This window comes from Wolbachia endosymbiont (group A) of Lasioglossum fulvicorne, assembly GCF_964028605.1.
GTDB lineage: Bacteria > Pseudomonadota > Alphaproteobacteria > Rickettsiales > Anaplasmataceae > Wolbachia.
On sequence record NZ_OZ034798.1, the window covers coordinates 1,381,849 to 1,407,230 of the forward strand.

Below are 25,382 nucleotides of genomic sequence, written 5' to 3' on the forward strand. Positions count from 1 at the left end.
AATGACAAACACAAATGAAACTATTTTCGCTTTATCGACCGTATTTGGTAAGTCAGGAGTTGCAGTAATCAGAATTTCAGGCAACTACGCGCTTAAAGCTTTAAATCATTTTCATATTAAGAAAGAAATTAAACCAAGATTTGCTACTTTAGTTGATCTATATGATGATTCCAGTCAATTGATAGATAATGGAATAATCATCTATTTCCCTGCTCCAAACAGTTTCACTGGCGAGGATGTTATAGAGTTACAAGTGCATGGAAGTAAGGCCGTCATAAAAATCATCTTGGAGGAATTATCAAAAATTTTCGTTATGGCCAGGCCTGGAGAATTCTCACTCAGGGCTTTTCTAAATGGTAAATTTGACTTAACGCAAATAGAAGGGATTGCAGACTTAATTGATGCTGAGACGAAAATGCAAGCTAAACAAGCGATTAAGCAGATATCAGGAGAATTGGAGAGACTATACAGCAATTGGAGGCAAAGATTAATAACGATACAATCCAAAATCGAAGCATATATAGACTTTCCAGAGGACATTTGGGCAGAAAAAAGTGAATTGGAAAAAATTAATAATGAAGTGCAATCTCTCGTGCAGTTGATACAAGAGCATTTAAATGATAATAGACGGGGCGAAAGGTTGCGTGAGGGTTTACATATTGTAATAACTGGTGAACCAAATGTCGGTAAATCAACTCTGTTTAATTTCTTAGCCAAGCGTGATATTGCTATTGTTTCTGAATATGCAGGCACAACAAGAGATATACTTGAAGCTCATATTGACATTGGCGGATACCCAATCATTCTCTCTGATACTGCTGGAATTCGTGAGAGTTCAGATCCAATAGAATCAGAAGGTATAAGTCGAGCGAAAAAAAGGTCTTTTGAAGCTGATTTAAGAATAGAACTATTTCCTTTTGAACAGCGTTATAATATCAATTGCAACGTTGTAAATAGCGATACTATTTATGTATTGAGCAAAGCTGACGATGTTATCAATAATCACAATATAAAAATTAATGGCATAGATCTTTTACCCATTTCTATTCTAAAGGGAATAGGTACAAACAAATTGATCTCTCTCATAAAAGAGAAGGCAAAGGAAAAATTTGGGCATGATAGAGACACTCCTGTGATTACTCGGCAAAGACATAGGAATCACATGCAGAAAGCACTGGAACATTTACAGCGTTTTAATATCGATAATCCAATTGAGTTGATATCTGAAGACTTTAGGCTTGCTGCATTTGAACTTGGTGCGGTGATTGGAATTATTGATGTTGAGGAAATATTGAATAGTGTGTTTAGCAACTTTTGCGTGGGCAAGTAAAGCTTTTATAGATTGCTTAAAATCAAATGTTGTGATAGAAAAGAAGTGGACGGATGGCCGAGCGGTTTAAGGCACCAGTCTTGAAAACTGACGTACGTGATGAGCGTACCATGGGTTCGAATCCCATTCCGTCCGCACAGCATCTCGCTATGTTAGCTGATTTTTAGAGCTTATTTGGACTATGTGGTTCATAACGCTGGAAATCTTATCTAATCTAGCCACATCTTTTAAAAATACATCCCTTTGTAAATTGACCTTGTTAGCAAAGAAAGCTAATATCTATAAATAGATCACCATCTGAATATGGAAACCGATATCGTAATAATAGGTGCAGGGCCTGTTGGAATATTCACTGCTTTTCAAGCGGGAATGCTTGATATGAGATGTCATGTAATAGATGTTTTGGATCAAGCAGGAGGACAATGCACAGCTCTTTACCCAGAAAAGCCAATATGTGATATACCTGGTTATCCTGTAATTACTGCCCAAAAATTAATTGAGCGACTAATGGAGCAAGCTTCACCATTTGAGCCTGTTTACCATTTAAGTCAAAAAGTGGAAAAGATTTCAAATAACGAAGGTGAAAACTTTACTATCATAACGAACATAGGTACAGAGGTAAAATGCAAAGCTGTTATCATTGCTGCAGGTAACGGAATGTTTGAACCTAACCGTCCACCCTTAAGTGGTATATTAGAATATGAAAATAAATCTGTATTTTACAGTGTAAATAAAATCTCTGATTTTCAGGACAAAACTATAGTCATTGCAGGGGGGGGTGATTCTGCGGCTGATTGGACTGTAGAACTTTCTAAAGTTGCAAAGAAAATTTATGTGATACATAGGAGAAAGGAATTTCGCTGCACTCCTGAAACTAGAAATAAATTAGAATCACTTGAAAATGATGGAAAGATAGAACTGGTAGTGCCATATCAATTACACGAACTAGCAGGAGGTAACGGGCAGTTGAGCGCAGTGATAGTAAAAAACATTGCCTCTAAGGAAGAAAAAGAAATATCCGCTGATTTTTTGCTGCCATTTTTTGGACTGTCAATGAATCTTGGTCCAATAAACAATTGGGGTATACAGTTAGAACATAGCCGCATAATTGTTGATCCGACTACCTTGAAAACCAGTAGAGATAGAATATATGCAATCGGAGATATAGCTACTTATTCAGGCAAACTAAAGTTAATATTAAGTGGTTTTGCCGAGAGTGCCATGGCTTGTTATGACATATACAAAGTAATCCACAACTCTCCAGTTAATTTTCAATACTCGACTTCAAAGGGAATTCACGGAAAAGAAAAACTTGCTTGACACCCTTCGCTAGCCCCTTTATCATGAAACTGAAGCTATACTGTTTAACTTCCCAATCTGTGCAGATTAAAACGACAAGAAAACTTGTATTTGGCGTACTATGCTTAATTTTTTGCACTATGTGTACCTTATGTCTTTATCAAATTTCTAGGTTTTTACCTATATAAGCTGAAACGCGCTTATAAAGCGTTCAAGACATCACCCAACGTCAAATTTTAAAATAGAGAGTGAATAACTAGCTACTGCGGGTTTTCTATGCCTTTTTTTTCTGCCTGGTAAATTTCTTAAATATTAAAGCTAAGGTTAGTTGCATTTAAAAGCAGCTAAATTGCAGCGTTTAAGAACCTGTACATGATCTCAAGAAAGGAATAAACTAAGAGATATAGCTCTTTTCATAGAAGTCCGGATGTGATAAGATAAGGATAGACGATGATAAGGAGGTTGAGTGCCAGCAGCATATAGTTATGACTTAAGGAAAAAAGCAATGGAAGCGCTAGAGGAGGGAGGAAGCAGAGAAACAGTGGCAGCAAGATTTAAAATTGGACGAACTACTTTATGGGAGTGGCAGCAAAGAAGAAAAGAAACAGGAGACTTTCAATCAAAAAAACTTGGAAATGGAGGTTACAATCACAAAATTACCGACTGGGATGCCTTTGCTAAATTTGCCAGAGAAAACGGAGGAAAGACTCTGTCGGAAATGGCTAAACTTTGGGGCAACGTTAGTATCCAAACGATCCACCGAGCTCTCAGAAAAATTGGATTTACGCGCAAAAAAAGACATATGGATACAAGGAAAGAAACGAAGAAAAACGTGCTGAATTCTTAAAAATTATAGCAACAAAAGAACCAGAAAACTTAGTTTATATAGATGAGTCTGGCATTGATAACACAGAGGACTATCCATATGGGTATTGCCAGAAAGGACAGCGGTTTTATGGCCTAAAATCTGGAAAGAAAACTCAACGAATCAGTATGGTTGCAGCCTTAAGTAGAAGAAAGATAGTTGCTCCATTAACCTTTGAAGGCCACTGTAATATGGATGTTTTTAATGGATGGTTTGAGCAATTTTTGACACCGATCTTGGAACCTGGACAGACTGTCATTCTTGACAATGCTACTTTTCATAAGTCTGGTAAGATTATCGAGCTTGCTAGAGGAGTTGGTGCAGAAATTTTATATCTGCCGCCGTATTCTCCAGATTTCAACAAAATTGAGCATCATTGGTTTGCTATAAAAAACAGAGCTAGGAAAAACATTCCTCTATTCGAATCCTTTCGTCGTGCTGTTGATTCTGCCTTCCTATGACCTGTTCGGACTATTATAAGAAATGCTATAAATTGCATGGGGCAAACCTTGCGTATCTACTGCAATATGGCGTTTTATTCCTGAAATCTTTTTGCCTGCATCATAGCCTTTTTCTTCAGCAGTATCTGCATTTTTTACACTCTGTGCATCAATTATGCAGAAGCTGGTTTTTTCTTTCCGACCATTGTTTTGTCGGACCACGCCAACTATTTTTTTTTAACACCAGCTCCAGAACACTTTCTTTATCTGCATCTGGTTTTTCACTCCACTTCTTAAAATAGTCGTAACAATTGCGCCATTTTGGAAACTCTTTTGGTAGCATTCTCCACTGACAACCGCTTTTCAGAACGTATAACACTCCACAAAATACATCATACAAATCAAGTTTCCTTGGTTTTGTTTTTTTTCTACAGGACTCTAGATCTGGTAACATAATCTCAAATCTTTCCCGACTTATATCACTTGGGTATAAACTCCTCATATATCCTAACTTATATATATTATCTCTTAGTTTATTCTTTTCTTGAGATCATGTACAGGTTCTGAGAGCTCGGTGGATCGTTTGGATACTAACGTTGCCCCAAAGTTTAGCCATTTCCGACAGAGTCTTTCCTCCGTTTTCTCTGGCAAATTTAGCAAAGGCATCCCAGTCGGTAATTTTGTGATTGTAACCTCCATTTCCAAGTTTTTTTGATTGAAAGTCTCCTGTTTCTTTTCTTCTTTGCTGCCACTCCCATAAAGTAGTTCGTCCAATTTTAAATCTTGCTGCCACTGTTTCTCTGCTTCCTCCCTCCTCTAGCGCTTCCATTGCTTTTTTCCTTAAGTCATAACTATATGCTGCTGGCACTCAAACTCCTTATCATCGTCTATCCTTATCTTATCACATCCGGACTTCTATGAAAAGAGCTATAATATATATAAGTTAGGATATATGAGGAGTTTATACCCAAGTGATATAAGTCGGGAAAGATTTGAGATTATGTTACCAGATCTAGAGTCCTGTAGAAAAAAAACAAAACCAAGGAAACTTGATTTGTATGATGTATTTTGTGGAGTGTTATACGTTCTGAAAAGCGGTTGTCAGTGGAGAATGCTACCAAAAGAGTTTCCAAAATGGCGCAATTGTTACGACTATTTTAAGAAGTGGAGTGAAAAACCAGATGCAGATAAAGAAAGTGTTCTGGAGCTGGTGTTAAAAAAAAATAGTTGGCGTGGTCCGACAAAACAATGGTCGGAAAGAAAAAACCAGCTTCTGCATAATTGATGCACAGAGTGTAAAAAATGCAGATACTGCTGAAGAAAAAGGCTATGATGCAGGCAAAAAGATTTCAGGAATAAAACGCCATATTGCAGTAGATACGCAAGGTTTGCCCCATGCAATTTATATAACAACAGCAGAGATAACTGACTGTAGCAGTGCTGTGAGAATGGTCGAAAATGCAAAAGAAAACCTCTCGGGAGTTAAAAATGTACTGGTTGATGCAGGCTATACTGGAGAGAATTTTGCAACTCAAATAAAAACGATTATTGGTGCAACCGTTGAAGTGATAAAAAGAAATGAATTACATTCCTTTGTTGTATTGCCCAAAAGATGGGTTGTGGAGCGATCTTTTGCTTGGTTAGAAAAATGTAGAAGATTGTGGAAAAATTGTGAGCGAAAACTCAATACTAGCCTACAAATGGTCGTTCTGGCTTTCACTGCCTTACTTCTGAAAAGATTATGAACAGGCTCTAAGACTTAAAAACGCCAATACTGAAAATAGACAATGACTAGGGCTTCTTTTGCCTTTTTTTTCGTTTGGTAAATTTCTTAATATTTATGGCTAAACGACAACCGTCATCCCGCTGCTTGTTAGCGGATGAGATACCGCGAATGAATCGTGGTATGACGGTTCGCGGCGGCATGACGATAAGGTTTATACCTTGTCATCCCAGTGCTCCGACACTGGGATCCAGCCTTTTCATAATCATCAAAACGTTGTATTTTAACATAAAACGACTACTTTTATGCCTGCCAACTCAATAAAATTCCTGGATCCCAGTGTCAAGCACTGGGATGACATCATAGGGACACTGGAATGACATCATAGGGGCGCTGCCCTGACAATCGTCATCCCGCTACTTGTTAGCGGATGAGATACCGCGAATGAATCGCGGTATGACGGTTCGCGGCGGCATGACAATAAGCTCGTCATCCCGCTGCTTGTTAGCGGCCAAGAGATACCGCGAATGAATCGCGGTATGACATAGGACTGCTGTCATTCCAGTGTCAGCTACTTGGATGACATCATAGGGACACTGGGATGACAGGGGAGGGAGGCTACTTGGATGACACCATATAGGCTACTATAGGACCCAAAAAGGGTGTCATCCCAGTGCTTGACACTGCTCTCTTTTGTCATCCCAGTGCCCAGACACTGGGATCCAGTTGAGCTATTTCAACAAAAATACTGCATTGAGATGAACGTTTATTTTCACTAGATTATTTACAAGTATAACAATTAAAGTCTAGATTCCAGTGTCAAGCACTGGAATGACACCGAAGGGGCTACTGGGATGACATCCTCCTGATAGACAATGTTCGTACAGTGTCAGCTACTCAGATAACAGGAAGAAGGTGCTGGGATGACAAGAGAGAGTACTTGGGTGACAGGAGGTAATGCAGGAAGTCTAATAGTGCAGCAACACTGAACCCCAGGTCAGGCCTGCACCTATTGAAATCAGCAGTACCAGATTTCCTGATTTTATTTTTGATTCTTGTATTGCATAGTCTAAGGCCAGTGGAATTGATGCCGCTGAGGTGTTTGCATGCTTATCAACGGTGTTAATCACTTTCTCTATAGGAAAATCTAATTTCTTTACTACTGCTTCAATAATACGAATGTTTGCTTGATGGGGAATTAACCAGTCAATATCAGTGATTTTCAAATTATTGCATTTCAGAGTTTCCTCTACTGAAGCTGTTAACTTATCCACTGCATGTTTAAACACTTCTCTTCCATTCATGCATATTTTTCCAGAATCACCAGTTGAGGATATCCCTCCGTTCGTACATAGTATGTCCACATTGCCATCAGAGTGTAAGTTTGTTGATATGATGCCGCTGCTACCCATTTCTGATTTTATTATCACTGCACCAGCACCATCACCAAAGAGTACACAAGTTGACCTATCTTCCCAGTCAACAATCCTAGACATTATTTCAGCACCAATAACGAGCGCATATTTTATTCTATTGTTAGATTTTATGAGCGAATCAGCAACTGTAACTGCATATATAAAACCAGAGCATGCTGCTTGTACATCAAAAGAAGATGCATTTTTACATTTTAACTTACTTTGTACAATCGTTGCACAGCTAGGCAAAGTTTTATCAGGTGTTGTTGTTGCAACTACAATTAAATCAATTTCATCTACTGAGATTCTCGCTTTTTCTATAGCACTTTTTGCTGCATTTACAGCTAGATCTGACGTTAATTCTCCTTCATCTGCTATATGCCTTTGAACTATTCCTGTTCTCTGCCTTATCCATTCATCGCTTGTCTCAACTATTGATGCAATTTCGTTGTTACTCAACATTTTTCTTGGTAGGTAAGATCCAGTGCTTAATATGAAACTCTTATTCAATATGACTTACCCCGTTAATTATCTTTTGATTTAAATTTTCACTAATTGCATTTACTGCAAATTTTATGGCATGGGCAAAAGAAATAGCATCAGAATTTCCATGACTTTTAATGATGATACCATTTATCCCTAAAAACATAGCTCCACTTCTAATTTGGGGATTAAAACGCGTTAATGCTTTATTTAGTTTGGATTTTAACAATATACCAACAAGCATTTTCGCTATCCACGAGTTGAATACTTCCTGCTTTATTAGATTGATAAAGGTACTAGCGGTTGCCTCAGCCGTTTTGAGCATTACATTGCCAACAAAACCATCAGCAACAATCACATCTATATTACCCTCTAAAAATTCACTTGCCTCTATATATCCTTTGAAATTAATGCCAGAAGCGTTTTTAAGCAACTCAAAAGCGCCGCGCACTGAGTCATTACCTTTAACTTCTTCTGTACCGATATTTAGCAAAGCAACTTCAGGATTGTCAATTTTTAATGCTATTTTTGCAAATATACTACCCATTAACGCAAATTGAAATAATGAGTCGGCATTACAATCAACATTTGCACCAAGGTCAAGCAAAGCGAAGCTTTTTGTCTTAGTTGGACAGATAGAGGCAATAGCAGGACGATAAATATTTGGTAATGTTCCTAAAATAAATCTGGAAATTGCCATCAACGCTCCGGTGTTGCCTGAAGATACCACTCCGAAAGCTTTACCTTCTTTCACTGCAACAATTGCAGCTTTCATACTTGAGTCTTTACGATATCTCAGCGCAAAAGATGGCTTATCATTTGCAAGAACATTGTCAGAACAATGAGTAAACTCAGAATTGTTACTTACTTTTTTGTATTTTGAAAGCAAAGGAGATACTTCTTCCTTATCTCCATAAATATGAAAAAAAACTTTAATGCCTGGGTCAACAAGATTATCCAAAAAAAAACCAGCACCCTGAATTACGGAAAGAGGCGCAAAATCGCCCCCCATAGCGTCAAGTGCAATAACTATATTATTATTGACCGTAGATAACATATCATAATAGTCATTCTGCCTGTTGCTTAATGAAAACTCGTTTTCCTTTGTAACTGCCATCGACTGCTACATTGTGAGGCAACATGAATTCCCCAGTTGTTGAACATACCACAACATTCTTAGGCTGGATAGCATGATGAGAACGATGCATATTACGCCTTGACTTTGACTTTTTTCTTTTTGGAACTGCCAAAACTTCCTCCATTCTACTGCAAAATACAATACATTAGTAACATGTTTTTTACAGGAAGTAAACAGGGATAGTAAAATAAGTAAGGTTTGCTTACGTAATTGAGTTCTATAGCTAAAGTGGCTTAGGTTTACCTACAATTTGAAAAACCGTCATTCCGCTACTTGTTAGCGGAATCTATACCGCGAATGAATTGCGGTATGACGTAGGGAAACCTTTCTTGGGTTAGCTATAAATTAAAACATCAAGTATATTGAACTTAAAACATATCTCAGCTATACTTTGCGATAAAGTTAATAAAAATTTTAATAAAATCAGTAAGACTAACCTCTAGCTAAAATGAATACAAAGTGAGCTTTTTTGATATAAATAGTGTTAGAATAATTGGTAGGTACTTTATCAATTTTTTGTTAAGGCTTGGTAGTGCATTCATATTTTTTATTCAATCTCTATACCACTGCCTTGTGCCGCCATATTATTTTAGCAACGTAGCAAGACAAATTATAGAGATAGGCTTTTTCTCTCTGCCAATTGTTGGGCTTGCTGGAGTTTTCATAGGAGCGGCGATAGTTTTACAAAGCAGCTTGAGTGACTCATTAATTAACCAAGAGCAGATAATACCCAAACTTGTTACGATCACTATCATTAAAGAGTTAGGACCAGTTTTGATCAGCTTAATAATGGTAGGAAAGGTTGGATCATCAGTTGCAGCAGAAATTGGTACAATGCGCATCACCGAGCAAATAGATGCACTTACAACTTTGAACATCAACCCTTTCAAATATTTAATTGCACCAAGGATTTTAGCGTCAATCATAGTATTTCCCATACTTACAGTATGTGCAGATTTAATAGGAATATTTGGAGGATGTATCACTGCAGTCTTCGAATTTAACCACAATTTAAATATATACATTAAACACACAGCTCAGTTCTTTAATACGTATGATTTTATAACTGGGCTAATAAAAGCAACTGCATTTGGCGCCATAATTTCTGTCTCAAGCTGCTATTACGGTTACCATTGCAAAGAAGGTGCACGAGGAGTAGGTGTTGCTACAACATCAACTGTTGTTTTATCGTCCATGCTGATCATTTTAGCAAACTACATGATTACTTTGATACATGCGTAACCCCATAATATCAATATTGAACTTAAGCTTATCTTTTGATGATAGGACAGTACTAAAAGATCTAAATTTTGATATATCGAAAGGGGAATCATTAGTCATACTTGGCGGCTCAGGGAGCGGCAAATCTGTACTAATAAAAACAATTATCGGCTTGCTTGCTCCAGACTCAGGGTCTGTTAAAATAAATAGTAAAAGCAAAAATAAATTTGGGGTTTTATTTCAAAATTCCGCTTTATTTGACTACGTTACAGTGTGGGAAAATATATCTTTTAATTATAAAAAGCGCTTTAATATCAGCAAAAAGGAGGCAAAACAGCTAGCAATCGAGAAATTAAATGATGTTGGACTGGAGGAAAACATAGCAGATATGTTTCCAATAGAGCTATCAGGCGGAATGAAAAAAAGAGTAGCACTTGCAAGGGCAATTGCACACAATCCAGAAATCATTATTTTGGATGAACCAACTTCAGGATTGGACCCAATTATGTCAGATATAGTAAACGAGATAATAATAAAATTATCTAAAGACTTTAACCCTACAATTATCACGATTACACATGATATTCATAGCGCATTTAAAATAGCTGATAAAATAGCAGTATTATATGAAGGGGAGATCATTTCCCATGGAACTGTTCAGGAAATACAAAATACTAATAACGAATATATAAAAAAATTCATTCGTTATATATAGCTAAAGATATATACACTATTGCTAACAATCAATATTTGTGATAAAATAATAGCTTAAGGTTGAGAGTAAAAATTTATGAGCGAAGGTCCAAATATTGCAGAATGGCAAGCGCAGCAACAACACCAAGAGGCTGCTGGTGAGAAAAGTGGTTTTGGTCTTGGTCATAGTGACTCTGTTTCAACAGTTGTCGATGGAATGAAATGGTTGTTCAACTTTCATGAAGGAGCAATTGCTGCTTATAATAATGTGTTTGAAGGTTTAGTGAGTGGTAGTAGTTTAGTAACGCTGTTTGGAAAATCAGGTAATATGTTTGGCATAAAATTTCTTGAAAGCCTTGCAGAACATTTTTCAGGTGGAGGCGGAGAAGATATGCCATCAGAAGGAATGGATATGGCTCATGGTGATGATGGACATCACTCAGATGATTACCCTCATGCCAATAACGAAATAGCTCATAATGCTGATGGTTTGCAAGACATGCATGATGTAGGTGATCACCATGGTCAATCTTTTTCACCTGGTCCTTCACCATCTGTTGGCGATGACCACGGGCATGAGCTTGGTTAAACGCTTAAAAACTATTGAATAGTTGGGTTCGCAAGAAAAGTTGCTATTGTTATGAGTTTGTCTTAGTGAAAAAGGTTTCAGTTTTAGGGTCAACAGGAAGTGTTGGAAAAAAGACTGTAGATTTGCTCTCAAAGAGAAAAGAAGAATACCAAGTGGAAGCACTAAGTGCCCATTCAGACTTTGCTCTACTGGCACACCAAGCAAAGCTGCTGAGTGCAAAATATGTTGCTATCTCCGATGAAAGGTTTTACAAAGATTTAAAAGAAAGTCTACTTGGTACAGATGTAAAAATAGCAATTGGTGCTACAAATATTGCTACCATACCTGTTGATCTCTCAGTTGTTGCAATAGTTGGCATTGCAGGCCTTGAGCCAGTTATGGAGGTTATAGAAAGCGGTACCAAAGTCATTGCATTGGCAAACAAAGAAAGCATTGTTTGCGGTGGAAAGTTATTACTCAAAAAAGCTAAAGAAAAAAACGTACAAATAATCCCTATTGACTCTGAGCACAACGCAATTTTTCAAATTTTGCAAAATGACGACAAATGCGTAGAAAAGATCATACTTACTGCTTCTGGTGGACCATTCTTAAATTATAGCCTTGAGCAATTAAGAAATGTTATGGTAGATAAGGCGCTTAGTCACCCCACTTGGAATATGGGAAAGAAAATCTCGGTTGATAGCGCAACAATGATGAATAAGGCACTAGAAATAATAGAAGCACATAACTTGTTTAACATCAGCCCGGATAAAATTGAAGCAATAGTGCATCCTGAGTCAATAGTACATGGAATTGTAACTTATAAAGATGGGTTCAACTTTGCTGTGCTTGCAGAAACTGACATGGCAATTCCCATTTCATATGCTTTGTCTTGGCCGGAAAGATCAGCTTTAAATCGTAAATTAGATTTAACAAAGCAAGGAAAATTGACCTTTCAAGAACCAGACCATAAGCGTTTTCCTGCGCTAAAGCTTAGCATGGCAGTGTTAAACTCTTCTGCTCCACAAGCAAATAGTATTGTGCTCAATGCTGCAAATGAAATAGCTGTTAATGAATTTTTGAAGTCACGAATCGGCTTTTTAAAAATAGTAGAGGTAGTGGAATCAACAATGGAAAGTTTTGGTAGTTATACTGATATTAATTCACTATCTGATATAATAAATATTGATTGTGAAAGTCGTATTATTGCTAATAAAATTGTTGAAAGTGAAGTTGTTGTGTATAGCTAGAGTAATGTGACCAGACTGCATTCTGTGATTTTTTTTTTAGCAAAGCACGATACACAATCGTCATTCCGCTACTAATTAGCGGAATCTATGCCGAGATACCGCGAATGAATCGCGGTATGACGGTTCGCGGCGGCATAGCTATAGCTATTTTCAAAAATATGGTTGAATAATTGTTAATAATAGTGTATAATTATTAATATTTTTAAGCACTTTGGCTATGGCTTTATCTAAGTTTCTCGACCCTAAGCTGGATTTGACCTTCAAAAAAATATTTGGCACTGAAAAAAATAAGAATATTCTCATACATTTTTTGAATGATATTTTAGGATTTACCGAGATAAATACTATACAAGAAGTGGAATTCCTCAGTACTATAATGGATCCCGAAGTTGCCTCTAAAAAACAAAGTATCGTTGATGTACTCTGCAGGGATGAAAATGGGGTGCAAGTAATAGTCGAAATGGTGCGACCTGAAAGTCTTCGGTCATATTGTTTAAAAGGAGAGGAATTCATTCAGAAAGAAACTGAAAGGATTCTAAAACTTATTGAACCAGATGTTTTGCCATCTGAGTCTACGCATCAGTGCGAATCGGGCAACTAGTTGGTGCCAAGCGATGCGGACAATGAACCTCCTCTTGATAAAGAAGATGCTCAATCGTGAGAGAAAGCATAAACTACAAGCATCATGTGGTTGGAGGGCTAGGCTTAGTGGTATGGTGAACGTAAGTGAAGCTTCATAAGTATCGTAATGATGAAAGAGCTAAAGATGCTGATAAGCTCCGACCAAAAGGTAATGTGGATGAGTTACATTTTTCATTTCTGGATGTACGCAAATAATAATTCCACCGGTATAGAGAAGCCACCTAACCCACTATTGTATGACAAAAGGAACAGGGTAAGCCTGTATTTTCGCCTACATGGCAAGCAAACCGCAAGGAATGCTGATGGAAGTGCAGGTAAAGGATAATGGAGAAAGCGAATGCCATTTTGTAACGAAATGGATAGAATTTGTAACATTAATTCGCGTGAAAACGAGCAGACTTCCATTTGGTCCCTCGTGACAAGAAACTTTGTTAACCACTTAAGGTAGGAAAGCAGATGATTACAAGTAAACCTGTAAGTGCATCTACCGAAAGCTTTGAAGCATGGAAGCAGTTGCCATGGAAGAAATGCCAGAAAGTTATTGTGAGGCTACAAAGACGTATTGTTAAGGCTGTCCAACAAGGAAGATGGGGTAAGGTGAAAGCTCTACAACATCTTCTCACACGCTCCTTTAGCGGCAAAACTTTAGCTGTTAAAAGAGTAACTGAAAACCAAGGAAAAAACACAGCAGGTGTAGATCGTCAACTATGGTCAACTTGCAATGCTAAATTTCAAGGAATAAAGCAGTTAAAACAAAGAGGATATAAACCTTCTCCGCTAAAACGAATTTACATCAGTAAATCTAATGGCAAAAGAAGGCCTCTTGGAATACCCACGATAAAAGATAGAGCCATGCAAGCATTATATTTGTTTGCCCTGGAGCCAGTATCTGAAACAATCAGCGACCGTCACTCCTATGGCTTTAGAACCTGTACATGATCTCAAGAAAGGAATAAACTAAGAGATAATATATATAAGTTAGGATATATGAGGAGTTTATACCCAAGTGATATAAGTCGGGAAAGATTTGAGATTATGTTACCAGATCTAGAGTCCTGTAGGAAAAAAACAAAACCAAGAAAACTTGATTTGTATGATGTATTTTGTGGAGTGTTATACGTTCTGAAAAGCGGTTGTCAGTGGAGAATGCTACCAAAAGAGTTTCCAAAATGGCGCAATTGTTACGACTATTTTAAGAAGTGGAGTGAAAAACCAGATGCAGATAAAGAAAGTGTTCTGGAGCTGGTGTTAAAAAAAAATAGTTGGCGTGGTCCGACAAAACAATGGTCGGAAAGAAAAAACCAGCTTCTGCATAATTGATGCACAGAGTGTAAAAAATGCAGATACTGCTGAAGAAAAAGGCTATGATGCAGGCAAAAAGATTTCAGGAATAAAACGCCATATTGCAGTAGATACGCAAGGTTTGCCCCATGCAATTTATATAACAACAGCAGAGATATAGCATTTCTCATAATAGTCCGAACAGGTCATAGGAAGGCAGAATCAACAGCACGACGAAAGGATTCGAATAGAGGAATGTTTTTCCTAGCTCTGTTTTTTATAGCAAACCAATGATGCTCAATTTTGTTGAAATCTGGAGAATACGGCGGCAGATACAAAATTTCTGCACCAACTCCTCTAGCAAGCTCGATAATCTTACCAGACTTATGAAAAGTAGCATTGTCAAGAATGACAGTCTGTCCAGGTTCCAAGATCGGTGTCAAAAATTGCTCAAACCATCCATTAAAAACATCCATATTACAGTGGCCTTCAAAGGTTAATGGAGCAACTATCTTTCTTCTACTTAAGGCTGCAACCATACTGATTCGTTGAGTTTTCTTTCCAGATTTTAGGCCATAAAACCGCTGTCCTTTCTGGCAATACCCATATGGATAGTCCTCTGTGTTATCAATGCCAGACTCATCTATATAAACTAAGTTTTCTGGTTCTTTTGTTGCTATAATTTTTAAGAATTCAGCACGTTTTTCTTCGTTTCTTTCCTTGTATCCATATGTCTTTTTTTGCGCGTAAATCCAATTTTTCTGAGAGCTCGGTGGATCGTTTGGATACTAACGTTGCCCCAAAGTTTAGCCATTTCCGACAGAGTCTTTCCTCCGTTTTCTCTGGCAAATTTAGCAAAGGCATCCCAGTCGGTAATTTTGTGATTGTAACCTCCATTTCCAAGTTTTTTTGATTGAAAGTCTCCTGTTTCTTTTCTTCTTTGCTGCCACTCCCATAAAGTAGTTCGTCCAATTTTAAATCTTGCTGCCACTGTTTCTCTGCTTCCTCCCTCCTCTAGCGCTTCCATTGCTTTTTTCCTTAAGTCATAACTATATGCTGCTGGCACTCAACCTCCTTATCATCGTCTATCCTTATCTTATCACATCCGGACTTCTATGAAAAGAGCTATAACTGACCGTAGCAGTGCTGTGAGAATGGTCGAAAATGCAAAAGAAAACCTCTCGGGAGTTAAAAATGTACTGGTTGATGCAGGCTATACTGGAGAGAATTTTGCAACTCAAATAAAAACGATTATTGGTGCAACCGTTGAAGTGATAAAAAGAAATGAATTACATTCCTTTGTTGTATTGCCCAAAAGATGGGTTGTGGAGCGATCTTTTGCTTGGTTAGAAAAGTGTAGAAGATTGTGGAAAAATTGTGAGCGAAAACTCAATACTAGCCTACAAATGGTCGTTCTGGCTTTCACTGCCTTACTTCTGAAAAGATTATGAACAGGCTCTTAGAACCTGTACATGATCTCAAGAAAGGAATAAACTAAGAGATAATATATATAAGTTAGGATATATGAGGAGTTTATACCCAAGTGATATAAGTAGGGAAAGATTTGAGATTATGTTACCAGATCTAGAGTCCTGTAGAAAAAAAACAAAACCAAGGAAACTTGATTTGTATGATGTATTTTGTGGAGTGTTATACGTTCTGAAAAGCGGTTGTCAGTGGAGAATGCTACCAAAAGAGTTTCCAAAATGGCGCAATTGTTACGACTATTTTAAGAAGTGGAGTGAAAAACCAGATGCAGATAAAGAAAGTGTTCTGGAGCTGGTGTTAAAAAAAAATAGTTGGCGTGGTCCGACAAAACAATGGTCGGAAAGAAAAAACCAGCTTCTGCATAATTGATGCACAGAGTGTAAAAAATGCAGATACTGCTGAAGAAAAAGGCTATGATGCAGGCAAAAAGATTTCAGGAATAAAACGCCATATTGCAGTAGATACGTAAGGTTTGCCCCATGCAATTTATATAACAACAGCAGAGATAACTGACCGTAGCAGTGCTGTGAGAATGGTCGAAAATGCAAAAGAAAACCTCTCGGGAGTTAAAAATGTACTGGTTGATGCAGGCTATACTGGAGAGAATTTTGCAACTCAAATAAAAACGATTATTGGTGCAACCGTTGAAGTGATAAAAAGAAATGAATTACATTCCTTTGTTGTATTGCCCAAAAGATGGGTTGTGGAGCGATCTTTTGCTTGGTTAGAAAAATGTAGAAGATTGTGGAAAAATTGTGAGCGAAAACTCAATACTAGCCTACAAATGGTCGTTCTGGCTTTCACTGCCTTACTTCTGAAAAGATTATGAACAGGCTCTTAAAAATTATAGCAACAAAAGAACCAGAAAACTTAGTTTATATAGATGAGTCTGGCATTGATAACACAGAGGACTATCCATATGGGTATTGCCAGAAAGGACAGCGGTTTTATGGCCTAAAATCTGGAAAGAAAACTCAACGAATCAGTATGGTTGCAGCCTTAAGTAGAAGAAAGATAGTTGCTCCATTAACCTTTGAAGGCCACTGTAATATGGATGTTTTTAATGGATGGTTTGAGCAATTTTTGACACCGATCTTGGAACCTGGACAGACTGTCATTCTTGACAATGCTACTTTTCATAAGTCTGGTAAGATTATCGAGCTTGCTAGAGGAGTTGGTGCAGAAATTTTGTATCTGCCGCCGTATTCTCCAGATTTCAACAAAATTGAGCATCATTGGTTTGCTATAAAAAACAGAGCTAGGAAAAACATTCCTCTATTCGAATCCTTTCGTCGTGCTGTTGATTCTGCCTTCCTATGACCTGTTCGGACTATTATGAGAAATGCTATAACTAAGCGTTTCGAGTAAGTTCGTACCTTCTTTCTGTAGGCTAACTTATCTTTTTCACCATACATAGCATAAATATTACCTAATACGTTATATTATAGCATTAATTAATTCAACAAGCAATATGGAAGCTAAGAGTGCCCGAGAGAAGACTTGAACTTCCACAACTTAAAAAGTTACTAGCACCTGAAGCTAGCGCGTCTACCAATTCCGCCACCCGGGCTTTTTATAGTTTACTATGTTAAAGTTAAATAATATACTTAAACAATTTTTAGTTCAAAGGTAATGCCAAATCTAGATCAAGTATTTTTCGCTCAAAACAATGTTAATATTAATAACGTATATAAAATAGTCAATAACGCTTTGAGCAATAGCGATGGTGGTGAGCTGTTTCTAGAATTTTGCCAGTCGGAGTCCCTGCTTTTTGAGGATAACATATTAAAACACATGGACTTGAATACTAGAAGGGGATTTGGTTTAAGGTCTTTTTGTGAGGATAGTACATCTTTCGTTTGTTCTTCTGAGATCAGCGAAAAAGAAATTAGTAATGCTGCTTCTATGGTAAAAAGCTCAGTGTCTTTAAACAAGACAAATTCAATAAATTTAAACGAAGAGACAAAAAGCCTATATTCGAGGATTAACCCTACAAATGAAATGGATCTGAATTCAAAGATTAAGCTACTCAATGAGGTTAATGAGTATGTAAGGTCCAAAAATAACTGCGTGAAGCAAGTAAAAATAACTCTAAGTGGAGAATGGCAAGTTGTACAAATAATAAAGGGTGATCACAGATTAAGCGATATCAGGCCTCTGGTACGTTTTAATGTGCTAGTCATTGTAGAAAAAGATGGCCGTACCGAAAGAGGTTCTGCAGGGCATGGTGGAAGGGACTCTTATAGTAAGTTTATTTCTGAGAAAAAGTGGAAAGAAGTTGCAAACCAAGCGTTAGAACAAGCACTGGTAAATCTTGAAGCAATTCCAACTCCAGCCGGAGAAATGACAGTCGTTTTAGGTTCAGGCTGGCCAGGAATATTGTTACACGAAGCTGTGGGTCATGGACTTGAGGGCGATTTTAATCGCAAAAAAGTCTCAGCATTTTCAAATTCTGTGGGTAAACAAGTAGCAGCTAGTGACATCACAGTAGTTGATGACGGAACTCTGCCTAATTTGCGTGGCTCTATCAGCGTAGACGATGAAGGCACTCCACCCAGTTATAATATATTGATAGAGAATGGGATCCTCAAAGGATACATGCAGGATCATATGAACGCTAAACTCATGGGTGTAAGCCCAACTGGTAATGGTAGAAGAGAAAGTTATAAAGAAGTTATTATGCCGCGCATGACAAACACCTATATGCTGCATGGAAAACATACACCGGAGGAAATGATATCTAGCGTAAAGAAAGGTCTATATGCAGTAAATTTCGGTGGTGGGCAAGTTGATATAACATCAGGAAAATTTGTTTTTTCATCTTCGGAAGCTTACCTAATAGAAAATGGCAAAATTACACAGCCAGTAAAAGGAGCAACGCTAATTGGTGACGGTCCAACAGTGTTGAAAAAAGTATCTATGGTTGGCAACGACTTAAAGTTAGATCCTGGTGTTGGCACATGCTCGAAAGATGGACAAAATGTGCCCGTCGGAGTTGGTCAGCCGACACTCAAAGTCGACGCAATAACTGTTGGTGGAACTGAGATATAGATAAGAGCTAAAACGGATTCCAGCGCACGGCGCACAATTGTACAAACATTGTGATTTGGAAGCAATTGCCACCAGTAGGGTGTCATCCCAGTGTCTGGGCACTGCCTTTGTGTTTGAGGCAAAACTGGCTATAACATTTAACACACTGCTTTCGCAAATAAATGTTCGTACAGTTATGTGTCAGCTACTTGGATGACACTTTTGTACTTAATGCAAGATTATACCTTGAAAAAATTAAGTTTTAGTGCTATTAAATGGTTGTAAATTTTGTCTTTGTGGTAGCTTTATGAATGTTGAAAGTAAAAAAATACATGATGCTAAAATAAAATTACCAATATTTCTTGATTATCAATCTACTACTAAAGTGGATCCCCGTGTTTTAGAGGTGATGATACCTTACTTTGGTGAGTTCAGCAATGCACACTCTCGCAGCCATTCATTTGGTTGGACTGCTGAAGAAGCAGTGGAAAAAGCAAGGAAACACATCGCTGATCTGGTGAACGTAGATAGCAAAGAAATTATCTTTACCTCAGGTGCAACTGAGTCAAATAATACAGCAATCAAGGGCGTTGCTCACTTTTATAAAAATAAAGGAAATCATATAATAACTGTCTGCACGGAGCATAAGTGTGTTCTGGATTCTTGTCGGCATCTGGAAAATGAAGGCTTTAAAGTTACATATTTGCCTGTTAAGCAAAACGGAATTATAGATTTAACAAAGCTTGAGGAAGCAATTACTGATAAAACAATCCTGGTTTCAGTGATGATGGTAAATAATGAAATCGGAATAATTCAGCCTGTCAAAGAAATTGGTGCAATATGTAGAAAGTATAATATATTTTTCCACACAGATGCAGCTCAAAGCTTTGGAAAAGTTCCAATTGATGTTAATGAGATGTGCATTGATCTTATGAGTCTCTCTAGCCACAAAATTTATGGACCTATGGGAATAGGTGCATTATATGTCCGTAGAAAGAATCCTCGTGTTAGGCTGATACCACTAATTAGTGGTGGTGGACAGGAAAGAGGCATGCGTTCTGGAACAGTTCCAACACCTCTTGCAGTTGGTTTTGGTGAAGCGGCACGTATTGCTAAAGAAGAAATGGAAACAGAGGCAAGCAAATTGGAAGGACTGAGAGATATTTTGTACAATAAGATAAAAGAAGCATTTCCTGATGTTGTTTTAAATGGTGACTATGAAAATAGGATTCCTGGCAACCTAAACTTGAGCTTTCCCTATGTTGAGGGTGAGTCTCTCATCATGGCAATCAAGGATTTAGCAGTAAGTTCTGGTTCTGCGTGCACGTCTGCGTCTCTTGAGCCTTCCTATGTCATACGGTCGCTAAATAATGGCCATGACCTTGAGCATTCATCAATTAGATTTGGCCTAGGCCGATTTACAACTAAAGAAGAAGTTTTGTACGCAGCAGATCTTATTACTAAAAATGTTGGCCGACTGAGAGAAATGAGCCCACTTTTGGAGATGGTACAAGAAGGAGTAGATTTGAACACCGTGAAATGGGACTCTCATTAAATGTATCCGTTCCAACTGCAAATGCACTTTGAAATTACTCTGTAACCGTTCACAGATTTCCACTTAATTCTTCGATCTCACTAATAGAAAGGCCAGTAAACTTGACAATAGTGTTGACATCAACATTGTTAGCCAGCATTGCTTTTGCGACTTCGATTTTTCCTTCGATTTTTCCTTCCTCTTTACCGATTTTGATGCCTCTTTCTTCGCCAATTTGGATGCCTTTTTCAGTAGCAAGGTCAAGTCTGTATTCAAGAATGGCTTCTTCTTTCCGTAGATCCATTATTCTTTCTTCATATGCTATTAGATCTTTTTCATTCCAGCTAAACCTGTCTAATTCATCGTAGGCTAACTTTATTATTGGTGCTTTTTCTGCTATTTTCCTTAAGTCTTCTTCCGTAGTTTCATCTGCATATTTGAAGAAAAATAACCAACGATCCACTATGCTTTCTAGCTGTTCTTCCTTATTCTTAGGAAATTTAGGTAGTTCAATAAATACAAATTGAAAATCTTTTAAGTCATGCTCATTGGTTTTCTCATCTCTTATAGTGTGGCTGGATATATAATCAAGCTTATCAGGAAATAAATTACAATTAGAGATAGCAATAAAGAAAACCTTCTTTAAATCAATGTACTTACCAGATTTATCAGCTTGCCTTGAGTAAGCCTTAGCAGCATATAGTTGAGCTCGTTTTTCGAAGCCTTTATCGCGAGTGAGTTGGTTAGGTAAGGAAGTGGTATTACTACTACTCCCTCCCTTAGAAACGCAGCATGCGGGTTTCCCCACACTACGCTTGAGCCCCTTATCTAAGTTCTTCTTTTCTCGAACCGGCTTGTCTTTCATGATTCCTCGGAAAACAACACTTTTAGTGGTGACACCAACAGTAGAGAACCTTCTCTTGAGAAAGAGCTTGTTAACATTTTTGTTTTTGCCACTCTCTCATCAAAATACTTTTTCCATTTTAAGTCAAGTGGATTTGCGTCCGCCCTGATTTTAACATGACGTCTAAGAACCTGTACATGATCTCAAGAAAGGAATAAACTAAGAGATAATATATATAAGTTAGGATATATGAGGAGTTTATACCCAAGTGATATAAGTCGGGAAAGATTTGAGATTATGTTACCAGATCTAGAGTCCTGTAGGAAAAAAACAAAACCAAGAAAACTTGATTTGTATGATGTATTTTGTGGAGTGTTATACGTTCTGAAAAGCGGTTGTCAGTGGAGAATGCTACCAAAAGAGTTTCCAAAATGGCGCAATTGTTACGAATATTTTAAGAAGTGGAGTGAAAAACCAGATGCAGATAAAGAAAGTGTTCTGGAGCTGGTGTTAAAAAAAAATAGTTGGCGTGGTCCGACAAAACAATGGTCGGAAAGAAAAAACCAGCTTCTGCATAATTGATGCACAGAGTGTAAAAAATGCAGATACTGCTGAAGAAAAAGGCTATGATGCAGGCAAAAAGATTTCAGGAATAAAACGCCATATTGCAGTAGATACGCAAGGTTTGCCCCATGCAATTTATATAACAACAGCAGAGATAACTGACCGTAGCAGTGCTGTGAGAATGGTCGAAAATGCAAAAGAAAACCTCTCGGGAGTTAAAAATGTACTGGTTGATGCAGGCTATACTGGAGAGAATTTTGCAACTCAAATAAAAACGATTATTGGTGCAACCGTTGAAGTGATAAAAAGAAATGAATTACATTCCTTTGTTGTATTGCCCAAAAGATGGGTTGTGGAGCGATCTTTTGCTTGGTTAGAAAAATGTAGAAGATTGTGGAAAAATTGTGAGCGAAAACTCAATACTAGCCTACAAATGGTCGTTCTGGCTTTCACTGCCTTACTTCTGAAAAGATTATGAACAGGCTCTTAAAAATTATAGCAACAAAAGAACCAGAAAACTTAGTTTATATAGATGAGTCTGGCATTGATAACACAGAGGACTATCCATATGGGTATTGCCAGAAAGGACAGCGGTTTTATGGCCTAAAATCTGGAAAGAAAACTCAACGAATTAGTATGGTTGCAGCCTTAAGTAGAAGAAAGATAGTTGCTCCATTAACCTTTGAAGGCCACTGTAATATGGATGTTTTTAATGGATGGTTTGAGCAATTTTTGACACCGATCTTGGAACCTGGACAGACTGTCATTCTTGACAATGCTACTTTTCATAAGTCTGGTAAGATTATCGAGCTTGCTAGAGGAGTTGGTGCAGAAATTTTGTATCTGCCGCCGTATTCTCCAGATTTCAACAAAATTGAGCATCATTGGTTTGCTATAAAAAACAGAGCTAGGAAAAACATTCCTCTATTCGAATCCTTTCTTCGTGCTGTTGATTCTGCCTTCCTATGACCTGTTCGGACTATTATGAGAAATGCTATAAATAGGGGACTGAGTATCCTCATTTCAACATCAATTATAGCTCTTTTCATAGAAGTCCGGATGTGATAAGATAAGGATAGACGATGATAAGGAGGTTGAGTGCCAGCAGCATATAGTTATGACTTAAGGAAAAAAGCAATGGAAGCGCTAGAGGAGGGAGGAAGCAGAGAAACAGTGGCAGCAAGATTTAAAATTGGACGAACTACTTTATGGGAGTGGCAGCAAAGAAGAAAAGAAACAGGAGACTTTCAATCAAAAAAACTTGGAAATGGAGGTTACAATCACAAAATCACCGACTGGGATGCCTTTGCTAAATTTGCCAGAGAAAACGGAGGAAAGACTCTGTCGGAAATGGCTAAACTTTGGGGCAACGTTAGTATCCAAACGATCCACCGAGCTCTCAGAAAAATTGGATTTACGCGCAAAAAAAGACATATGGATACAAGGAAAGAAACGAAGAAAAACGTGCTGAATTCTTAAAAATTATAGCAACAAAAGAACCAGAAAACTTAGTTTATATAGATGAGTCTGGCATTGATAACACAGAGGACTATCCATATGGGTATTGCCAGAAAGGACAGCGGTTTTATGGCCTAAAATCTGGAAAGAAAACTCAACGAATCAGTATGGTTGCAGCCTTAAGTAGAAGAAAGATAGTTGCTCCATTAACCTTTGAAGGCCACTGTAATATGGATGTTTTTAATGGATGGTTTGAGCAATTTTTGACACCGATCTTGGAACCTGGACAGACTGTCATTCTTGACAATGCTACTTTTCATAAGTCTGGTAAGATTATCGAGCTTGCTAGAGGAGTTGGTGCAGAAATTTTGTATCTGCCGCCGTATTCTCCAGATTTCAACAAAATTGAGCATCATTGGTTTGCTATAAAAAACAGAGCTAGGAAAAACATTCCTCTATTCGAATCCTTTCGTCATGCTGTTGATTCTGCCTTCCTATGACCTGTTCGGACTATTATGAGAAATGCTATACTTGAATAGTTGCTCAAGCTATCAAAATAAAAATTTTTATTCAGTAATTTGTGTATAAAGGATATTATCTTACCGATAGTAGAGCAAATCAGAATGAAGTCTATTTTATTAACGAGGCCTTTATTGGACTCGTTCAATACAAGGAATATATTGAGAAAGTATGGATACAAAGTTTTTATAGAACCAGTATTCACAATAAAGTACTTAAATCCTGATATATCTGCGTACGAATTTGATGTTGTGATATCTACAAGTAAAAACAGTGTAAAGGCTTTTAGTCAAATATGCAAAGAGGATGACTTTCCGATTATTACAGTTGGTAATTCAACCATGCAGGCTGCAAAAAATTTGGGATTTGCTGATATAATCTCAGCAGACAGCAACGTTGATGGTCTGATATCATTCATAAAAGCTCATTATTCAAACACAATAAAGTTTTTGTATATAAGGGGACAAGAAGTATCATGTGACCTAAAAAAGAGATTATCTGAAGAAGATTTTAACGTAAGAGAAGTTGTACTCTATAAAACAATTATTAAAAGGAGTCTAACTAATAGGTGTAAAAATTTGCTGTTGGATGGTAAAATTGATAGTGTTGCTTTTTTTTCCTCACAGACAGCAAGGGTGTTTTGTTCATTAGTTCTAAAAAGTGGGCTATCTCATGTGATGAATAATGCAGTTGCATATACCATGAGTAAAAACATTGCTGATAGTTTAAAGTTAATCAAATGGAAAAAAATTATAACATCGAGGTTGCCTACTGGGGAGAGTTTAATTGATATAATTAATAAGGATTGTTGATGCTAAAGATTGCAACTTGGAATGTAAACTCCATACGTAAAAGAGTTAACCAACTTTGTAGTTTTATAGTTGATAGTCAGATAGATATAATTTTGCTGCAAGAGATAAAATGTACGGAAGAGCAATTTCCTTATGCAGAGATAGAGAAGCTGGGATATGAATGTGCTGTCTATGGACAAGTTGCAAGAAATGGCGTTTGTGTTTTATCTAAATATCCAATACTGGAAAAGTTTAAGATTGATATCGTAGAAGATTATCAAGAAGCGCGTTATATAGAGTGCATAATAAAGCACAATAATCAGAAGGTAAGGGTAGGAAGTGTATACGTGCCAAATGGTCAAAGCCCGGACTCTCACGCATTTGAATATAAACTCAAGTTTTTTGATAACCTATATGAAAGGATGAGCACTTTGTTGAAGAATGAAGAGTTAACTATTATAGCTGGCGATTATAATGTTGCACTGGATGAAATTGATGTTTTTGATTCAAATTTATTGAATGGCCAAGTGTGCTTTCATATAAAAGAACGTGAGAAGTTAAGAGCAATCTTGAATCTTGGGTTTAAAGACGCGTTTAGAGTATCTCACCCAGATTTGCAACAATTCACTTGGTGGCATTATCAAGGCAATTCACTCAGAAATAATCAAGGAATGCGAATAGATTATATGCTATTATCGCCACAAGCTGTAGATAAATTGGAAACATGTTACACAGATGATAGATTGCGTAAGCTAGAAAATCCGTCTGATCATACTCCTGTTGTATGCGTTATAGAATAATAGTAG

Annotated in this window: 19 protein-coding genes, 2 tRNA genes and 9 pseudogenes; 22 read left to right on the top strand and 8 right to left on the bottom strand. The window is 37.4% G+C overall.

Features of this window, described 5'->3' with window-relative positions:
- Window position 1: 1 nt before the first annotated feature.
- The 4 genes from mnmE (at window position 2) to ABWU71_RS07690 (ending at window position 3,955) form a co-directional block, all read left to right on the top strand.
- Window positions 2–1,330, top strand: coding sequence for a tRNA uridine-5-carboxymethylaminomethyl(34) synthesis GTPase MnmE (gene mnmE / locus ABWU71_RS07675; RefSeq protein WP_353284437.1), 1,329 nt, complete (start codon window positions 2–4; stop codon window positions 1,328–1,330).
- Window positions 1,331–1,377: 47 nt separating this feature from the next.
- Window positions 1,378–1,465: transfer RNA gene (locus tag ABWU71_RS07680), tRNA-Ser, on the top strand.
- A 168-nt stretch (window positions 1,466–1,633) separates the two neighbouring features.
- Complete coding sequence (locus ABWU71_RS07685; protein ID WP_353284438.1) at window positions 1,634–2,650, top strand: NAD(P)/FAD-dependent oxidoreductase; 1,017 nt, start codon at window positions 1,634–1,636, stop codon at window positions 2,648–2,650.
- Window positions 2,651–3,095: 445 nt separating this feature from the next.
- Window positions 3,096–3,955 (top strand): IS630 family transposase gene (locus ABWU71_RS07690; RefSeq protein WP_353284076.1). Its coding sequence is split into 2 segments (ribosomal slippage): window positions 3,096–3,420 and window positions 3,420–3,955, totalling 861 coding nucleotides; the frame shifts between segments, so codons are not numbered across the junction.
- Window positions 3,956–3,982: 27 nt separating this feature from the next.
- On the opposite strand, the pseudogene ABWU71_RS07695 reads toward ABWU71_RS07690, so the two are convergent.
- Together ABWU71_RS07695 and ABWU71_RS07700 are read right to left on the bottom strand one after the other, a co-directional pair.
- Window positions 3,983–4,436: pseudogene (locus ABWU71_RS07695) on the bottom strand (IS5 family transposase); the annotation flags it as partial.
- A 60-nt stretch (window positions 4,437–4,496) separates the two neighbouring features.
- Window positions 4,497–4,802, bottom strand: a pseudogene (locus ABWU71_RS07700) (IS630 transposase-related protein); the annotation flags it as partial.
- An 84-nt stretch (window positions 4,803–4,886) separates the two neighbouring features.
- Here ABWU71_RS07700 and ABWU71_RS07705 point away from each other — a divergent pair.
- Window positions 4,887–5,679, top strand: a protein-coding gene (locus tag ABWU71_RS07705) for an IS5 family transposase (RefSeq protein WP_353284439.1) whose coding sequence is annotated in 2 segments (ribosomal slippage) — window positions 4,887–5,150 and window positions 5,152–5,679 — 792 coding nt in all. Because the reading frame shifts where the segments join, the coding sequence is not laid out codon by codon here.
- Between the two features lie 946 nt (window positions 5,680–6,625).
- On the opposite strand, the gene ABWU71_RS07710 is transcribed toward ABWU71_RS07705, so the two are convergent.
- From ABWU71_RS07710 to rpmF, 3 genes are read right to left on the bottom strand one after another with little or no spacing between them, the layout of a single operon-like run.
- Window positions 6,626–7,582, bottom strand: a complete 957-nt coding sequence (locus tag ABWU71_RS07710) for a beta-ketoacyl-ACP synthase III (protein WP_353284440.1) — start codon at window positions 7,580–7,582, stop codon at window positions 6,626–6,628.
- Window positions 7,575–8,612: a phosphate acyltransferase PlsX gene (gene plsX / locus ABWU71_RS07715; RefSeq protein WP_353284441.1), complete on the bottom strand. Its 1,038-nt coding sequence runs from the start codon at window positions 8,610–8,612 to the stop codon at window positions 7,575–7,577. Before plsX ends, ABWU71_RS07710 begins: the two co-directional genes overlap by 8 nt.
- Before the next feature lie 10 nt (window positions 8,613–8,622).
- Entirely contained in the window at window positions 8,623–8,805 is a 183-nt protein-coding gene (rpmF, locus tag ABWU71_RS07720) for a 50S ribosomal protein L32 (RefSeq protein WP_082860917.1), read from the bottom strand.
- A gap of 347 nt (window positions 8,806–9,152) precedes the next feature.
- Here rpmF and ABWU71_RS07725 point away from each other — a divergent pair, with 347 nt between their 5' ends.
- The 7 genes and pseudogenes from ABWU71_RS07725 to ABWU71_RS07755 form a co-directional block, all read left to right on the top strand.
- Window positions 9,153–9,935, top strand: coding sequence for an MlaE family ABC transporter permease (locus tag ABWU71_RS07725; RefSeq protein WP_353284442.1), 783 nt, complete (start codon window positions 9,153–9,155; stop codon window positions 9,933–9,935).
- On the top strand, window positions 9,928–10,629 hold the full coding sequence (locus ABWU71_RS07730) for an ABC transporter ATP-binding protein (protein ID WP_353284443.1): 702 nt from the start codon (window positions 9,928–9,930) through the stop codon (window positions 10,627–10,629). Before ABWU71_RS07725 ends, ABWU71_RS07730 begins: the two co-directional genes overlap by 8 nt.
- 75 nt (window positions 10,630–10,704) lie before the next feature.
- A complete protein-coding gene (locus tag ABWU71_RS07735; protein ID WP_353284444.1) occupies window positions 10,705–11,196 on the top strand; it encodes a hypothetical protein in 492 nt (163 codons plus the stop codon).
- A gap of 65 nt (window positions 11,197–11,261) precedes the next feature.
- A complete protein-coding gene (gene dxr / locus ABWU71_RS07740; RefSeq protein WP_353284937.1) occupies window positions 11,262–12,425 on the top strand; it encodes a 1-deoxy-D-xylulose-5-phosphate reductoisomerase in 1,164 nt (387 codons plus the stop codon).
- Between the two features lie 217 nt (window positions 12,426–12,642).
- Window positions 12,643–12,888 (top strand): annotated as a pseudogene (locus ABWU71_RS07745) (PD-(D/E)XK nuclease family transposase); the annotation flags it as partial.
- A gap of 635 nt (window positions 12,889–13,523) precedes the next feature.
- Window positions 13,524–13,994 (top strand): annotated as a pseudogene (locus ABWU71_RS07750) (reverse transcriptase N-terminal domain-containing protein); the annotation flags it as partial.
- 60 nt (window positions 13,995–14,054) lie between these two features.
- Window positions 14,055–14,526, top strand: a pseudogene (locus ABWU71_RS07755) (IS5 family transposase); the annotation flags it as partial.
- A 28-nt stretch (window positions 14,527–14,554) separates the two neighbouring features.
- Here ABWU71_RS07755 and ABWU71_RS07760 read toward each other — a convergent pair.
- A protein-coding gene (locus tag ABWU71_RS07760) for an IS630 family transposase (protein ID WP_353284076.1) occupies window positions 14,555–15,414 on the bottom strand; the annotation gives its coding sequence in 2 pieces (ribosomal slippage) (window positions 14,555–15,090 and window positions 15,090–15,414; 861 coding nt in all).
- 61 nt (window positions 15,415–15,475) lie between these two features.
- Between ABWU71_RS07760 and ABWU71_RS07765 the strand changes: the two are divergent.
- The 3 pseudogenes from ABWU71_RS07765 to ABWU71_RS07775 form a co-directional block, all read left to right on the top strand.
- A pseudogene (locus tag ABWU71_RS07765) lies at window positions 15,476–15,799 on the top strand (transposase); the annotation flags it as partial.
- Between the two features lie 73 nt (window positions 15,800–15,872).
- Window positions 15,873–16,665 (top strand): annotated as a pseudogene (locus ABWU71_RS07770) (IS5 family transposase).
- A 5-nt stretch (window positions 16,666–16,670) separates the two neighbouring features.
- A pseudogene (locus tag ABWU71_RS07775) lies at window positions 16,671–17,156 on the top strand (IS630 family transposase); the annotation flags it as partial.
- A 165-nt stretch (window positions 17,157–17,321) separates the two neighbouring features.
- Here the strand turns inward: ABWU71_RS07775 and ABWU71_RS07780 are convergent.
- Window positions 17,322–17,406 (bottom strand) — tRNA-Leu (locus ABWU71_RS07780).
- 62 nt (window positions 17,407–17,468) lie between these two features.
- On the opposite strand from ABWU71_RS07780, the gene tldD reads away from it, so the two are divergent.
- Window positions 17,469–18,887, top strand: coding sequence for a metalloprotease TldD (tldD, locus tag ABWU71_RS07785; RefSeq protein WP_353284445.1), 1,419 nt, complete (start codon window positions 17,469–17,471; stop codon window positions 18,885–18,887).
- A gap of 286 nt (window positions 18,888–19,173) precedes the next feature.
- The gene (locus ABWU71_RS07790) at window positions 19,174–20,421 is read left to right on the top strand and encodes an IscS subfamily cysteine desulfurase (RefSeq protein WP_353284938.1); all 1,248 of its coding nucleotides are present in this window, start codon (window positions 19,174–19,176) and stop codon (window positions 20,419–20,421) included.
- A 49-nt stretch (window positions 20,422–20,470) separates the two neighbouring features.
- Here the strand turns inward: ABWU71_RS07790 and ABWU71_RS07795 are convergent, their stop codons facing one another.
- Window positions 20,471–21,265, bottom strand: coding sequence for an Rpn family recombination-promoting nuclease/putative transposase (locus ABWU71_RS07795; RefSeq protein WP_353284446.1), 795 nt, complete (start codon window positions 21,263–21,265; stop codon window positions 20,471–20,473).
- 228 nt (window positions 21,266–21,493) lie between these two features.
- On the opposite strand from ABWU71_RS07795, the gene ABWU71_RS07800 reads away from it, so the two are divergent.
- The 5 genes and pseudogenes from ABWU71_RS07800 to ABWU71_RS07820 all read left to right on the top strand — a co-directional run bounded on the left by ABWU71_RS07800 (window position 21,494) and on the right by ABWU71_RS07820 (window position 25,376).
- Window positions 21,494–22,286, top strand: a protein-coding gene (locus tag ABWU71_RS07800; protein WP_353284447.1) for an IS5 family transposase whose coding sequence is annotated in 2 segments (ribosomal slippage) — window positions 21,494–21,757 and window positions 21,759–22,286 — 792 coding nt in all. Because the reading frame shifts where the segments join, the coding sequence is not laid out codon by codon here.
- Between the two features lie 5 nt (window positions 22,287–22,291).
- Window positions 22,292–22,777, top strand: a pseudogene (locus ABWU71_RS07805) (IS630 family transposase); the annotation flags it as partial.
- A 129-nt stretch (window positions 22,778–22,906) separates the two neighbouring features.
- Window positions 22,907–23,766, top strand: a protein-coding gene (locus ABWU71_RS07810; protein ID WP_353284448.1) for an IS630 family transposase whose coding sequence is annotated in 2 segments (ribosomal slippage) — window positions 22,907–23,231 and window positions 23,231–23,766 — 861 coding nt in all. Because the reading frame shifts where the segments join, the coding sequence is not laid out codon by codon here.
- A 123-nt stretch (window positions 23,767–23,889) separates the two neighbouring features.
- On the top strand, window positions 23,890–24,597 hold the full coding sequence (locus tag ABWU71_RS07815) for a uroporphyrinogen-III synthase (RefSeq protein WP_353284939.1): 708 nt from the start codon (window positions 23,890–23,892) through the stop codon (window positions 24,595–24,597).
- Window positions 24,597–25,376 (top strand): exodeoxyribonuclease III, encoded by a 780-nt coding sequence (locus ABWU71_RS07820; protein WP_353284449.1) that lies wholly within the window; start codon window positions 24,597–24,599, stop codon window positions 25,374–25,376. Before ABWU71_RS07815 ends, ABWU71_RS07820 begins: the two co-directional genes overlap by 1 nt.
- The last annotated feature ends 6 nt before the right edge of the window (window positions 25,377–25,382 follow it).